Raw genomic sequence first — 14,423 nt, forward strand, 5'->3', positions numbered from 1 at the left:
CTAGGGAAAAGAATTCGAATCTAAGTCATTACTTGGTTTTCATCCACTCTTTCGGAGCCTGTCCATGGTCGAACTATTTAATAACAATAAAAAAACTAATGATAAAAATGATTTCTTGTGATAAAATTTGTTTTCTAATTACGAGTTAATTTATATGTTTTTTTATAAGCTTAATTTGGTTGCTTCTGTCTCTCCTCTTTTATCTTTCATGATGCCCATGTGTGGGCAAATCTAATCTTTCCTCCCTCTTTTTTTTATTTTTAGCTTAGTTAACAAATTCACTCATTATTACAGCCTTAATTGATGGAATAGGTTTTATGAAAGATTGTCTTATAGAGATTAAATCCCTCTCGAAATTTTTTGGTTCCTCTCAGCGTGCGCCCGCTTTAAAACATATCAATCTTAGCATTCCGCGCGGATGCATTTATGGCATTATCGGCATGAGCGGGGCCGGCAAATCCACTTTGCTGCGCTGTTTGACAGGATTGGAAACTCCATCGGAGGGATCGATTTGGCTAGAAGGAGAAAATCTGACGCAAAAAAGTGGGACTGAACTATGTCAAATCCGACAGCGCATGGGGATGGTTTTCCAGCATTTTCAACTTTTCTCCTCGCGGACGGTTGGGGAAAACATTGCTTATCCTTTAGAGATCCAAGGCATGCCAATGGCCCAACAGCAAAAGCGCGTGGATGAACTATTAGGCTTAATTGGATTGGAGTCTAAGAAGCACATGTATCCCAGTCAGCTGAGCGGTGGAGAGAAGCAACGGGTGGGAATTGCCCGCGCATTGGCCAATCATCCCCGGCTGCTTTTATGCGATGAGCCCACATCGGCTCTTGATCCCAAGACTACCCGCTCTATTCTGCAATTTTTGGCAAATCTGAATCAGGAATTGGGATTGACCATCGTCATTATTACACATCAATTGGAGACTGTTAAGCAGATCTGCCAGCGAGTAGCCGTTCTTTCTCAAGGAGAAATCGTCGAAGAAGGCGAAGTACAGGAAGTCTTTACCCGCCCCAAGCATCCCCTTACTCGAAATCTGCTGCACTTAGGCATCGATCAAATTCCAGAGGATTTATTGGCTCGACGCGATGCCACAAAGCAGCTCGTCCGTTTAGGATTTGAAGGTCATCAAGCAAAAGAACCTGTCCTCTCTCACATGATCAAGAGATATGCCATTGAGGCCAATATTCTTTCCGGAGGGCTGGACTACTTGCAAAATACCATTGTCGGCAATCTCTTCGTCGAACTCTCCGGCTCGGCAGAGGCCATTGAAGACGCCTTAGCCTTCCTTCGCAATCAACATGTCATTTGTGAGGTGATTCCATGAACGTCGATCAATTAACGCTCGCTTTAAATTTGATTCCACTTGAGCTTTGGAATACCCTCTACATGGTGTTTTGCGCGTCTGTTCTAGCAACGCTTTTTGGCCTGCCGCTTGGCATTATCTTGACCATAACGGACAAGGGGCATTTAAAAGAGAACCGCTGGCTTCACGAAGGACTGGGAACCATTGTCAATGTGGGCCGCTCATTTCCCTTTGCCATCCTGATGGTCGCTTTAATTCCTTTCACACGTTGGATTATTGGAACTAGCCTAGGTACAACGGCATCCGTTATTCCCCTCTCAATTGCCGCTATTCCCTTTTTAGCCAGGTTAGTCGAAGCGTCTCTAAAAGAGGTGGACAAGGGCATGATTGAGGCTGCCGTCGTCATGGGATCTACCCCTTGGCAGATCATTACAAAAGTGCTTCTGCCCGAAGCCTTGCCGTCTTTGCTTCTAGGATTGACTACAACAGTGATCAATTTAATCGGCTATAGCGCCATGGCGGGTACGATGGGGGGCGGAGGCCTTGGCAAGATTGCGATCCAATATGGATACCAACGCTTTAATACATTCCTAATGGTCGTAACAGTTATTTTGCTGATTTTGATCGTACAAGCCATTCAAGGCGCGGGCCATTTTATTGTAAAAAAAATAAATATCAAACGAGGAAAAGGTCTGAGCAAATGAAGATAAAATTTCATACTGTCATTGTTCTTATTTTAGGCTCGCTCGGCTTATTGACAAGCTGCAGTTCGTCTCAAGCTCCCACTTTGAAGGTCGCTGCGACCTCTGTTCCCCATACAGAAATTTTAGAGATTGTGGAACCCGATTTAAAAAAGCAGCAAATTCAGTTGGAAATCGTGACGGTTGAAGATTTCAATACGCCTAACCGGGCGCTTCAAGATAAAGAAGTCGACGCCAACTTTTTTCAGCACCAGCCTTTTTTAGACGCCCAAAAAACGGATTTCGGCTATCAATTAGAAAGCCTGGCAGCCATACACTTAGAACCAATGGGGTTATATTCTAAAAAGATTAAAAGCTTAAATGAATTGAAAAACGGCGCGACAATCGCCATTCCAAGCGATCCGACGAATCAGGCTCGCGCCTTGGCCTTATGCCAGCAAACCGGCTTAATTCGTCTTAAGCGGCAGGATGCCAAAGCAACCGTTTTAGATATTGCAGAAAATCCCAAGCAAATTAAGTTTATTGAAATCGACTCCCCGCTCCTTAGCCGTGCTTTGGAAGACGTGGATGCAGCGGCCATTTCCACGAACTTTGCCTTGCAAGCCGGACTCTCCCCTCAAAAGGATATCTTAGCCATCGAAGATGCTCAGTCTCTATTTGTCAATGTGCTGGTCATCCGCAGCGGAGACGAACAACGCGCCGACTTACAAGCGCTAAAAGCCGCTTTGACATCCGATAAAGTGAAGGACTTTATCAACAGCCGTTACGAGGGAGCCATCCTTCCCGCTTTTTAACGGCACTGGATAAAGAATTAAGCCAAACATGCGATCCCCTTGAACCATTCTATGGCTCAAGGGGTCTTAAAACGGCCACGAAAGGGGAAGCGGCGAATGAATTGCGTTATGTTTTCTTTAATCCTGCTGGACAAATGTGAAAGCCAGGCCTGAAGGGAGCGTCATGATTACTTTGCCTTGCTTATTTTCAATGTGAACGGAAATAACCGATTTTCCTTGAAAATAAGCAAACAAGTCTTTTTCTTCGGCCAAAGAATCGGGAATGACCAAGTCATAGGAACTGCTGCCTATTCCAAAAAAATTCTTCAATGTCTTTTTGGTATAAAGATCCAAGGAGTATGGTTTTCCCTGAATAGTCAACTGCAACTTGGCATGTAAAGAGCGTTGGCCAAATGAGCTTAACTTGGCTGAGATTTCCTCGGGTTCTTCTTTGGAAAAAGAAGAAGGGAAATCAAGCGCCACCGCTTCATAATCATGTACAGTGGTCTCAAAGGGACTTTCCGTGTGCCTTGTTAAAGGAAACGCCTCTTCAAGCGAATAGGGCTCTCCTTCTTCAGGTTTAAAATGCCACTCTTCTTCATCAATATTTTTGAAATAGCATCCCCTTTGTCCTTGACGAACCCCGTATAGGCGCAATTGACGAGCTAGATTGCCCTCTCCTGTCTGCAAAATGGAGATGCGCTTGGTGATAAAGTCACCGGTTTGCAAAGCAAGCGGATGCTCTTGCCATGAAGGAAACGGAAGCGCCCACGCTTTTTCATCTGGAGGATGATCGGAATAGGTATACTGATGCGTACGCTCAAAAAGCGGATTCCACCCGATGATATCCAAATCAACTAGGTAGGTGATAACTTTCGCCACTTCTTCCTTAGCCTGTTTTTTCTTTTGATAGCCGATTACCATTAAAGTCGAGGCGCTGGCATCTATCTCTTCCGCCTCAAAAGTGGAGTCTGCAGTTTCCGGCAAAGGGATGCTCATTTTGGCCATTTGGGGAGACCAAGGATCATGCTTAAAAATATCCCGTTTATTTCGATCCAGGGCAAATAAAGTCGTTGTTCCTCCCTCGATCTGATGAGAGCGGTTTAAGCGGTCTTGTATGGTATTTTGATAGAGGCCACGGTGCGAAATGGACCACGCAATCGTATCAGATGGAATGCGGAGACGCTTACCCGTCAATAAATTAACAAAGAAATAGAGGCGAAAATAGGGTAAGGAAAACCAATTTTCTTTCCAATTATAGTGTTCTGCTTTATCGACTGCGATATAGGCATCCGGCTCTAAATCGATCAATTCCTGCTCGATTTTTTGTCGAAGAGCGGAAGGAATTTCAAGGAGGCGGAATTCACGTAAAACTTTTTTGTAATGCACATCCCCATTTTGGTCGATGGCAACGAGATTGGCTCCATCACTGTCAATTTCTTGCGGAATTAAATTTGGATAACCATCAAAGAAGATAGGCTTCCATTTCCCCTGGCAATCCTGGCGGAAGCGATACCAAATGATGCCGTCTTCAAGCGCAAAGTCATAGACATGATTAAATGTGCGCGTTTTGGTCTTTTCATCAATGCACGCGGACGAAGGCTGTTGGGCGCAGGCGGCTTGTTTAAAAAATTGATCTGCTAAGTCTAAGCGTTTGGACTCATCAATCGCCCATTTCAAAGGGATCAGCCCTGCAACAGAGCAAGACAGTCCCGCGATCTGCAAGACCTTTAAAGCCGAAACGGCGATCTTTTCGACTCCTTGCCGGTCGGCCTTTAGCCATTTTACATATCTAGTGAGCCACGCTTCCTTTTTCGGATTCACAATCAATTTAGTCGGCCTAAGCTTATCGAAAGACTCAATAGCAAGAGAATCAGAGGATTGCAAATCTAAATAGCTTGTCATCTTCCCTCCTTGCAGGACGCTTGAAAACGTTTGAATACACCCTCTAAGAGGGGGTATTCAAAATCGTTATTGCATTAATTGGCATCCTATCAATCCCTTTATTTTTTCCCAAATTTTATATATGGAGTTATTTTCTAAAGAAAAGGGACTTTTGCTTGTTTTCAGTCGTTAATTTTGTTATTTTATTAGCACTGATTCTGTTAAATTTAGCTTATTATCTTTAAACCCTAAGCTTTTATTGGCTCATTATGATCACTCTTTCTAAAATATCTAAAAGTTTTGGCAGCCGCGTTCTTTTCGATGATGTCACGATTACCTTTAATGCCGGCAACCGCTATGGTTTGACAGGACCCAATGGTGCAGGGAAAACGACTCTGCTTAAGATCATTATGGGAATGGAAGAACCGACTTCGGGAACGGTGACCTTGCCCGACCGCGTCGGCATTTTACGCCAAAATATTGAGGCTTTTAGAAATGAAAAAGTCGTCGACGTCGTCATTATGGGAAATAAGCGCTTATGGGATGCGTTAAAAGAGCGCGATGCCCTTTATGAAGTGGAAATGTCCGATGATGTCGGCATGCGCTTAGGGGAATTAGAAGGAATCATTGCAGAAGAAGACGGCTATTCGGCCGATTCAAATGCAGAAGTGCTGCTGTCTGGAATGGGCATTACGCAAGAGTATTTCCAAGAACAAATGCACGCCATCCCAACAGACATGCAGTTCCGCGTTCTTCTCTGCCAAGCTCTTTTTGGCGAGCCTCAGGCGCTGCTTCTCGATGAGCCGACCAACCACTTGGATCTCGAATCAATCGGCTGGCTTGAGACTTTCCTGCATAACTACAAAGGAACGCTCGTTGTCATCAGCCACGACCGCCACTTCTTGAATGCTGTTACGACGCATATTGCCGATATCGACTATGAAACCATTATTATTTATCCCGGCAATTACGATGATATGGTCGTCGCTAAAACATCCGTCCGCGAACGCGCCGAAGCAGATGCAAAATCTAAAGAAAAGAAAATTTCCCAACTGCGTGAATTTGTTGCCCGCTTTGGGGCCGGTACGCGCGCCAGCCAAGTCCAGTCACGCTTAAGGGAGATCGATCGCCTGCAGCCGCAAGAACTTAAAAAATCCAATATCCAACGCCCTTATATCCGTTTTATCCCCAGCGAAAAAGCTCCTGGCAAAATTCTTCTTAAGGTAGAAGAAGTCAGCAAAGGGTATGATGGCTTAGAAGTCATTAAACATTTTTCAATGGAGTTAGATCGGGGAGATAAGATCGGCGTAATCGGGAACAATGGACGGGGAAAAACGACTCTATTAAAAATGCTCGCTCAAGTTTTGGCTCCCGATGCAGGTCAAGTTGAAATCGGCCATCAGGTTCTCATCAGTTATTTTCCGCAAAACCACTCGGATATCGTCGATAAGTCAGGCGATAAAACCGCTTTCGATTGGCTGAAAGAGCGCCGTCCCGGCATTTATGATCAAGATATTCGCAGTGTAATGGGCAAAATGCTTTTCGGCGGCGATGACGCCTTCAAACCTGTCGCTACGCTTTCGGGTGGGGAAACAGCGCGTTTGATTTTAGCCGGTATTTTACTGTCCGAGCACAATTTAATTATTTTGGACGAGCCTAATAACCACTTAGACCTTGAAGCCGTTTCTGCGCTAGGATGGGGTTTATCAGAATATAAGGGAACCGTGGTTGTCGCCAGCCATGACCGCGATTTAATTTCGACAGTCGCCAACAAGATTATTGCCTTTGAGGCCGATGGCATCCATCTATTCGAAGGAAATTTAGACGAGTATTTGGTTCACAAAAACGAAGCAAAAAAATAGCGGCATGTATGATTTCACGAAAAGGAAATTTCTAGCTTTATCGTCTGAAAGCCAACATAAGAAATGCGCAGAGCTTTTGCGCCGCTTGTATGAGAAGGGCTGCGGGGCGGATTTAGAGGAATGGGCCGTTTACAAAGAGCTGCTTCATTGGACGGGACAGCCCGCTCTCCCCTCTTTCAGCCCGCAGGCCATTGCCGATCGCTATCACTGGCACAATAAGTGCGCCGGCATCAGCAAAAAAGAGCATCATCTTTTGCCGAGCATACGAACCGGTGACCGCTCCCATTCTCCTGAACCTTGGCCGATTGCTGTCTATTTAGACCGCTTGCGCTCTGCACATAATGTCGGCAGCATTTTACGCACGGTAGAAGCATTGGGACTGGGCACGGTTTATTTCTCACCGGATACCCCTTTCGTTGATCATAAGCAAGTGCAAGACGCTTCCATGGGTGCCTATCAATGGGTATCTTGCCAGCGCGACGCCGACCTGTCGATGCCGCAGCGCCCTTTGATTGCCCTTGAAACAAGCGAGGAAGCCATCGCGCTGTATGACTTTATTTTTCCCTCTTCTTTTACCTTGATTGTCGGTAATGAGGAGTATGGATGCTCGGAAGAATCGCTGCGCCAAGCGGATTATTTAGTAGAAATTCCCCTTAGAGGAAGAAAGAACTCCCTGAATGTCGCCAATGCATTCGCCATGGCCGGCGGAGAAATTCAAAGGCAAAGAAGATTAACTGTTGCGGAGGAGAATAAATGACAAAAAAAACGAAAGCAAAACAGCAAAAGCCAGCAAACAAAAAACTTTCCCCTGCCGTCACCCATTTTCCTTCTCCTATCCGCAAGCCTACAATTGCTTTATCAAATGAAGAGAAGATTGAAATCATCGCCAGCCGCTTCAAAGATATTTTAGAAGTGTTGGGATTAGACTTAGAAGACGAATCGATTGCGCGCACGCCCTATCGGGTCGCCAAAATGTATATTGAGGAAGTTTTCTCCGGATTAGACGAAAAGAATTTCCCTTCGATCAGCTTCTTTCAGGATGAATTCCATCACGAACATGCAGCGAATATTGTTTTTGTCAAAGTCGGCTTTACTAGTTTTTGCGAACATCATTTTGTCCCCATGGAAGGTTATGCCTATGTCTCCTATGTCCCCGGCAATAAGCTCATTGGTCTATCCAAAATTCCGCGGATTGTCCGCTTTTTCGCCAAGCGCCCCCAATTACAGGAGCGTTTGACCGCTCAGATTGCCGATTCGCTCTCTCTATTATTGGACACAGATGATGTAGCCGTCTCCATCACAGCCCGCCATCACTGCGTGCTGGCCCGCGGCATTCAAGATGAATCCAGCCATACAATTACCAATGTCTTAAGAGGACAATTCAACACCAATCCGGACTTAAGGCGCGAATTTTTTGAAGGGATCAATCGGCGAGATCTTTCTTGATATAGGCGGATCTCTTCCTACCGTACTTTTAATCAAATTTTACGCAAATCCGACCTTCTTCGGCATATAGACGCCCCGCCAAGGAACATGCCAGTTCGCTTCCTTCTTCCTTCCAGAAAAGAGAAGTGAAGGAAAGGCTTTGCTCTTGATCTAACAAATCCCGCAAGGCGATTGCCCGCCCATCGATTTGAAACAAGGCATCTTCTTTCAATTTAAATATCCGCTCGCCCGATTTGTGCTCAAAAAGGAATGGAATGGCATCAAAATTGAGCTTCCACTGCTGATCTTGGCTAGTTGTACAAGATGTTTCCCCTAAAGCGATTTTCAGGTAATCAAAATGATACATTTTTTGATAGCTCCCTCCCCCGCTTGTACGCTGCTTGGGCAAACTGACTGATACTGCAATTCCTTCTTGCTGATGAAAAGCTTGTCTGACTTCTTCAAATTCCCTTTTCTCTTTTTCAAGCTTTTCGTGGATGCCGGATCGAATATCCTCCCATTCTTCCTCTTCATGCAAGCGGGATAAACGCGCGTAGACTTCTAAGGAAGAAAGCGGCAATGCCTGCGCTAATAAATCTTGAAGGGAAGCTTTCCCTTGCTGGACAGCCATTTTCCAATCCTGGACATGGCAAAAGTCAAGGGCCATTCCCAAAACAGCTCCAACAAAATAATGCCTTCCCTTAATAGCATCCTGCGAAATGGCTGTCAGTCCTGTTGTCTTTCCCTCACGCATGCGAAGCACATACTCTTCAGCTTGAAAAGAAGGAAGAAAAGGAAAGACTTGAAAGGCTTTGAGGCTGACATAGTCGGCCAATCCTTCCATGTGCTGCTGATGAGATTCCCAGGCTCTGGAAGCTGGCGCTAGCAAAGCTTGCCTGGTCGCATTGACAGCTAAATAATCTTTCAGCGCCTCCTCTTTCCTACTCGGCTCCATTTCCATTAAGAACCGGACAAGTACGCGATGCTCAATTTCCATTAGAACCAAATTATCTTCATTGCGATGATCTTGATACGCTTCTTTTATTCCTTTGATGTCGGCAAAATATTGAAATTGGTGAAGATGAAAGCGTTCATGAATAAACGTTAAAAGCGATAGGTCCGCTCTTTTTCCCTCATCTTCCATTTTAAAAACAAACGCGCGCTGCCCTTCAATGGAAAAAGCCGGATGCAGCATTAAATGAGATAAAGATGAAGGATAATGAGAACAGAATAAGACCGGATAACGCTGAATGACCTGTAAAGACCACAGCTCGCGTGCCCCCTTAAATTGAAACGCATACACATGATCATTTTTAAAATGCACAATCGTGGGCAAATGGCTCAACTGAAAACCTGGCCAGACACGCTCTCTTTCCGATGTATGAAAGGCCCGAAAAGTTAGCGCCAATATTTCTACTTGCTTTTTTTCTGTTAAGGCAACCGACACAGAGGCGGTTTGCTCTGACAAGCCTAACAACTGAAAATTAAATAAAATTAAAAAAGTAGTAATTAAATAATAAAATAAATTCATGAAATAAAAAACTAAAAACAGATTTTAATAATAGATTTTTATTATCTGATAAAACAAGAAAAAACTCCACAAATTTTATAAAAATTAAAATTTAATATCCGATCTAGCTTAAACATTAAACTGAAAATCAAAAAAGATTAAAAATTTATATCTCTTAAGTCAAACTTCAATTAACATGAAATGATTCATTGACAGTTTCATGCTTAATAATATTTTTAATAGGTGAATGACATGTATCTTAGCTCGCTTTCCACGTCTTGTTCTGCTTTTCCTCTCTATTTTCCGACAATTCAACAGGGCATAAAAAGGGTTTGGCGTGACATAGGAGAGATTATTCAACGTATTTTTGAATGCCTCTCTCAAGCGTTTAAAAAAATAACTAGTCAGATGAGTGCGTATTGGCGATGGACCGTTTCTTCATTCGCTTCGCCCCCTCAATTGGATTTATCAAGGCCTAGAGCTATTGTTCCCCCTTCTCCTTATCGGTCATTTCTCACTCCTCTGACTAAACCGATTGATACTTTGCGGGCAGAGGCTAGAAGACAAGTCGATCAAGACTATGCTTGTCGGTATGTAGAATTTACTCCTCAAGTTGCACAAGCAGTCATTGACTTGCTAGATGAAGCGATTTTAGATCCTTTTTTCCGCCAAAATCCGGCGCTTTATATGCAAAGATGGAAAGATAGAAGAGGCTGGACAGAAGAATTCCGCTTAGTAGAGGATTCTGCTTTTGAAATTTTGACAAGGTTGACTAGAGAACCTTAAGAGAGGACGCTAGCTCGAAAAATCATTTATCTAGACGGGAACGCCTTGCATCAGCAAGGCTGTGTAGAAAAAAAGTCTGGGAAGACGTTAAGCCGGATTCTGTCAACTAACAATTTGTTAGCGAGTAATCATTCATCTAGGGATGCCGTCGCCGACATCCTCAAGCAACTCTTAAGAGCTCTGCGGAGAACAGAATATGCTCTAATCGGTCTTGCTTCGGATAGGGTTTGCCACCGTTTGGGTTTCCCCAAATCAGGCGAAGCTCCTAAAGCTTGCATTTCACCCTGTCTATCAAGCAGGCGCTCAATAGCGGATTATTTTCTGTTGCACTTTCCGTAGCCTTGCGGCCCCCAGTCTTTCACTGGTATCCTCTCCTACGAAGTCCAGACTTTCCTCTCTCCTTCGAATGAAGGACAGCGATTACTTGTCTTCCCAGACAAACTCAAAACTTTGATTCTTTATTATACCTGAAATCCCGTCTCTTGGTCAAAGCAATTGAACCGACAGTCCAGGCGACAGACAAGAGGGCATAATAAAAATGGCACTTGGCAATAGATCTTGGTAATCGTGCCAAAGTGCCATTTTAACATATTTTAGGCAGGCTGGACAAAAGCCCAAGCCATCTATTAGATTGCCTTAGTTGAGCGGCGGCGACGCTGCTTGGTTGCCACAACTGTATCTTCTAAAGCCTTGCTTTCTTGCCAATAGTGGATGCGCGAACAATGTTCACAAAAGACGAGACGCTCGCCTTTGCGCACCAAATTCTCGTGTTGGGCGGTCAGCATAATATGGCAACCGCTGCAGCAACGGTTTTCTAGAGGAACGACAACGCGGTCTTTTTTATTGCGCAAGAGTCTCTCATAAACTTTGAACACTTCCGGATCAGCTTGTTCGACAAGCTCATCTCTTTGCGCTTTAAGGACACGGCCTTCTTCATTAATTTGATGAATGCTGTCGTGAATTTCAGTTTCTAGTACCTTTGAACTATCAATTGTAGAGAGCAAGCTCTCATTAAGACTCTTAAGGACATCTTCTTCTGCTGCTAGCTTGTCATAAAAGTCGCTTAAACGCTGCTCTTTTGCCAAGCGCTCGCGGTCTGCGGAAGAAAGCTCATGTGTAATGGCATTGTATTCCTCTACCTTTTTGATCGCATTTTGCTGCGATTCGAGCTTCTTAATCTTGGCTAAAATTTCATTATGTTCGCCTTCTACTAAGCGAATATTTTTTTTCATCTCTAGAATTTCAGCTTCCTTATCCGCTATGCGATCGCGAAGAGACGTTTTATTGGCATTCAATTGATCCAATTCTTTCTGCCTTTGTCTTTTTAAAAGCATCAATTGAATCATTTTCATATCTAACTCTTGGATCTCTAAAATCACTTTAAGAGCATTCAGCATAGTTTTTCCTTAAGGTAAAGGGTGAGGATTTCTCATCTCTTATGTTTAATTTATTCCTTCGCATAAATAAGGCCGTTCTTAACTAAGCAAAGGGATAGATTAACAATGTTAAAAGATGACAAAGCTATTTCATCATAACGATTTAGAAAAAAAAAAGAAAGCCGTGAATTACGTCTTTTTAAGTAGCATAAATAAAATACCCTTTTAAGAGATAATATTCAATCAAAATATTGTTAGAAACAGGCTGCTCTATAAATTTTTTTTGATCGTTTTCCCTTATTGAAAATAGCTTTTGAAGCCCGTCCCCTATAAAAATTTTATTGACATAGATTTCAACAGCTGTCAATAAAAATAACTAGTCATTCATCTCTCTCTATCTTTAACTTGTCAACCATGAGGTATGTTATGTTAACCAAGAAAGAATCCCCCAAAAATGAAAAACCAACAAAAAACTCCAAGACTGCTCCAGCATTGGAGTCCAATGAGCAATATGCTCCGGCTAAAGCCCCCACTCAACAGCCTGCTAAAGTTTATTCTTCCAGCAAAAACACAGATTCATTAGATCATTACCCTCCCGCTTTTGACAGAAAGACTCAGCAAAAAACCCGCTTAACGATCAAATACGATGTGGGCTATAACAATCAACTTTATATTAGAGGAAAAGGCGCCAATTTAAATTGGGAAAAAGGCCAGCCCCTGAAGAATGTCAAAGCAGATGAATGGACATGGGAAACCGATCAGCATTTTTCTCAATGCGAATTTAAAATTCTCATCAATGACCGCACATATGAACAAGGCGACAATCACTTAATTAACTGCGGCGCTTCCATGACCTATACTCCTCATTTCTAATTTAATGGTTCAGGGAATCGAAAGATTCCCTTTTATTAAATACTTTTTACCTTTCCGACAATTTTCTAGGCTAAAAGGCTACCTTTCCCTACACTCTTTACTTAAACAGTTAACCGCCTTATTTAAATTTACGCGCTTTGAATACCTGTAAGAAATCAAAGTAATAGAAACATCTTATGACAACAATTTCAACACTTTCTATCGTCCAGCATTCCTCTATGTGCTCTTGTCTTGCTGCCTCGCAAGTAGGAGAAAATGCGCCATCTCTCATCGACCGCATCTACAGCTTATTTGACACTTGTGCCGGCTATTATAAACAAGCCGTGCAGCACGCCAGTCAATATTTATTTAGAAAAGGCTGGGTGATTTCTCATTATATGGTGGCGTCGCTTTTTGGAGAGCCCGGCGCGTCTATCTCGTCCGCTGTCAGACGCTTATTCGGCTGGAAATCGTCCTGGGAAGAAAAAGGATTTTATGATGCGGGCGATGCAAAGAGCTTAGACAAGCTATCCGCCGCTTTAGAAAACGACGCACAAGAAAACGATGCCGGTTATTGCCCCCCTGTTCCCGTTTTGTTATTCCATGGCGTTCATTCCTCCCCTGACATCTGGGCCCCTTGGCTTTCCGAATTGCAAGAAGCGGAGAAAAGAAAAGACATCGGTCATGTCATTACCCTTCAACTGCCCAATGAAATGCAAGCGCGCATGGAGGTCGTACGCCGCGTCCTTGCAGATATCGCGAACCGCTACCAGGCAGCTTTTCCCTCCATGCAACCGCAAGTGGATTTGATCGGCCACTCAAAAGGAGGGTATGCTGCGCATTTAGCCGCTTTTGCATCGGATGAAATCTATGTCAATGGCATCGAGCGCCGCTGGCATCGAATAGACGAGCACAATCCGCTTGTGCGCAAAGTCATTTCTATTGCCGCACCGACATGGCTTTGCTGCGAAGGACAAGTGGAAACGGAGAATCGAGATATTTATCCTTTAAGAGGCTTTACGCCAGATCAGTTGGAGACCATCCATCATTGCCATGACAACATCGTTGACTTTGTTGCCATAGAAGACGCCATTTCCGTGACAGATTCCCCTCTTCCACCCGCTCAAGTCTATCGCATCAAACATGGGCATTTGGGAATTATCTGCCCGGTAGTCTGCCAATTGGCCCTCTCTATTTTGAAGGGAGCCTAAGAATTTGCCTTCAAATTCATAATAATTTATATTTTAGATTATGAGTTTTAGACCAGCCTCTAAAGACGATCCTTTATAATATTTGGCAGCTTTTCCCTGGGATTTTTTTAGACCTAACAGACGAGGCACCCTTCTCTTTATCCTTTAAATCAATGCTTTTTCTCATTTCTACTAATAATCTATGCTGAAATCTTAAGGATTCTGTGCCACAAATAAAAATAGGTTGCGCTTCTAAAGGTTCACGAAGATCTTGGAGATCATCTTCTTTTATTAGCAGCGAGGTATGAAATCCCATAATCTCATTTTGTAAAGCCTCAATTTTCGCAATAAGAATGGATTCTTGATACAACGCTATATAAAGCTGCTTACCGGCTAGCGGGCTCTTTTCCTCGCATTCCTCGGGAAAATCTCTTTTTGCCAGGACATGATATGGGCTTGTATAGTCATTCGAATCCAGCAATTGCTTTGTCGCCTTGTCCACTCTCTCTAAAACGGCTAAGTCTTTGCCCTCACAATGGGGAGCCATGCTTTCAATAAAAATTTCCGGCGGAAGATCTCTAAAGAAATGAAAACTCGTATCCATAAAACCTTTAAAAACTTTTAATTTTAAAAAAACAGTAAACAAAATAACAAAATTAAAATTATTAAAAAATAATTATTTAATTTTTATATTAATCATTAAATAATATTTACGATCGACTAACAGTGAATTTTTACTTGTATAACTTGC

General features: G+C 43.3%; 13 protein-coding genes and 1 other RNA gene. 9 read left to right on the forward strand and 5 right to left on the reverse strand.

Features of this window, described 5'->3' with window-relative positions:
• The first annotated feature begins 317 nt into the window (after positions 1–317).
• The 3 genes from BN3769_RS01575 to BN3769_RS01585 are packed head-to-tail and all read left to right on the forward strand — an operon-like array spanning position 318 to position 2,808.
• Entirely contained in the window at positions 318–1,334 is a 1,017-nt protein-coding gene (locus BN3769_RS01575; RefSeq protein ID WP_068466872.1) for a methionine ABC transporter ATP-binding protein, read from the forward strand.
• The gene (locus BN3769_RS01580) at positions 1,331–2,017 is read left to right on the forward strand and encodes a methionine ABC transporter permease (protein ID WP_068466874.1); all 687 of its coding nucleotides are present in this window, start codon (positions 1,331–1,333) and stop codon (positions 2,015–2,017) included. Before BN3769_RS01575 ends, BN3769_RS01580 begins: the two co-directional genes overlap by 4 nt.
• On the forward strand, positions 2,014–2,808 hold the full coding sequence (locus BN3769_RS01585; RefSeq protein ID WP_068466876.1) for a MetQ/NlpA family ABC transporter substrate-binding protein: 795 nt from the start codon (positions 2,014–2,016) through the stop codon (positions 2,806–2,808). Before BN3769_RS01580 ends, BN3769_RS01585 begins: the two co-directional genes overlap by 4 nt.
• 117 nt (positions 2,809–2,925) lie before the next feature.
• Here the strand turns inward: BN3769_RS01585 and BN3769_RS01590 are convergent, their stop codons facing one another.
• Positions 2,926–4,692 carry a hypothetical protein gene (locus BN3769_RS01590; protein WP_068466878.1) on the reverse strand — a complete coding sequence of 589 codons (1,767 nt, stop codon included), beginning with the start codon at positions 4,690–4,692 and terminating at the stop codon, positions 2,926–2,928.
• Between the two features lie 248 nt (positions 4,693–4,940).
• Between BN3769_RS01590 and abc-f the strand changes: the two genes are divergently transcribed.
• Genes abc-f through folE form a run of 3 tightly spaced genes read left to right on the forward strand, consistent with a single transcriptional unit; the run spans position 4,941 to position 7,979 of the window.
• Positions 4,941–6,533 (forward strand): ribosomal protection-like ABC-F family protein, encoded by a 1,593-nt coding sequence (gene abc-f / locus BN3769_RS01595; RefSeq protein WP_079989364.1) that lies wholly within the window; start codon positions 4,941–4,943, stop codon positions 6,531–6,533.
• 4 nt (positions 6,534–6,537) lie between these two features.
• On the forward strand, positions 6,538–7,290 hold the full coding sequence (locus BN3769_RS01600; RefSeq protein WP_068466881.1) for a TrmH family RNA methyltransferase: 753 nt from the start codon (positions 6,538–6,540) through the stop codon (positions 7,288–7,290).
• Complete coding sequence (gene folE, locus BN3769_RS01605) at positions 7,287–7,979, forward strand: GTP cyclohydrolase I FolE (protein WP_068466882.1); 693 nt, start codon at positions 7,287–7,289, stop codon at positions 7,977–7,979. The genes BN3769_RS01600 and folE overlap by 4 nt, the downstream gene beginning before the upstream one ends.
• A gap of 28 nt (positions 7,980–8,007) precedes the next feature.
• On the opposite strand, the gene BN3769_RS01610 is transcribed toward folE, so the two are convergent.
• Positions 8,008–9,426, reverse strand: a complete 1,419-nt coding sequence (locus tag BN3769_RS01610; RefSeq protein ID WP_154017775.1) for a hypothetical protein — start codon at positions 9,424–9,426, stop codon at positions 8,008–8,010.
• Positions 9,427–9,720: 294 nt separating this feature from the next.
• On the opposite strand from BN3769_RS01610, the gene BN3769_RS01615 reads away from it, so the two are divergent.
• Positions 9,721–10,254 (forward strand): hypothetical protein, encoded by a 534-nt coding sequence (locus BN3769_RS01615; RefSeq protein WP_068466886.1) that lies wholly within the window; start codon positions 9,721–9,723, stop codon positions 10,252–10,254.
• Between the two features lie 72 nt (positions 10,255–10,326).
• Here BN3769_RS01615 and rnpB read toward each other — a convergent pair.
• Both rnpB and cdsZ read right to left on the reverse strand, forming a co-directional pair.
• Positions 10,327–10,690, reverse strand: an RNA gene (rnpB, locus tag BN3769_RS01620) — RNase P RNA component class A.
• 190 nt (positions 10,691–10,880) lie between these two features.
• On the reverse strand, positions 10,881–11,651 hold the full coding sequence (gene cdsZ / locus BN3769_RS01625) for a zinc ribbon domain regulatory protein CdsZ (protein ID WP_068466888.1): 771 nt from the start codon (positions 11,649–11,651) through the stop codon (positions 10,881–10,883).
• A 405-nt stretch (positions 11,652–12,056) separates the two neighbouring features.
• Here cdsZ and BN3769_RS01630 point away from each other — a divergent pair, with 405 nt between their 5' ends.
• Positions 12,057–12,503, forward strand: a complete 447-nt coding sequence (locus BN3769_RS01630; RefSeq protein ID WP_068466889.1) for a hypothetical protein — start codon at positions 12,057–12,059, stop codon at positions 12,501–12,503.
• A 176-nt stretch (positions 12,504–12,679) separates the two neighbouring features.
• Positions 12,680–13,693 (forward strand): esterase/lipase family protein, encoded by a 1,014-nt coding sequence (locus tag BN3769_RS01635; protein ID WP_068466891.1) that lies wholly within the window; start codon positions 12,680–12,682, stop codon positions 13,691–13,693.
• 73 nt (positions 13,694–13,766) lie between these two features.
• Here BN3769_RS01635 and BN3769_RS01640 read toward each other — a convergent pair whose 3' ends face one another.
• Positions 13,767–14,276, reverse strand: a complete 510-nt coding sequence (locus tag BN3769_RS01640; RefSeq protein ID WP_068466893.1) for a hypothetical protein — start codon at positions 14,274–14,276, stop codon at positions 13,767–13,769.
• Positions 14,277–14,423 lie beyond the last annotated feature (147 nt).

The sequence above is a fragment of the Candidatus Protochlamydia phocaeensis genome (genome assembly GCF_001545115.1).
Lineage (GTDB): Bacteria > Chlamydiota > Chlamydiia > Chlamydiales > Parachlamydiaceae > Protochlamydia_A > Protochlamydia_A phocaeensis.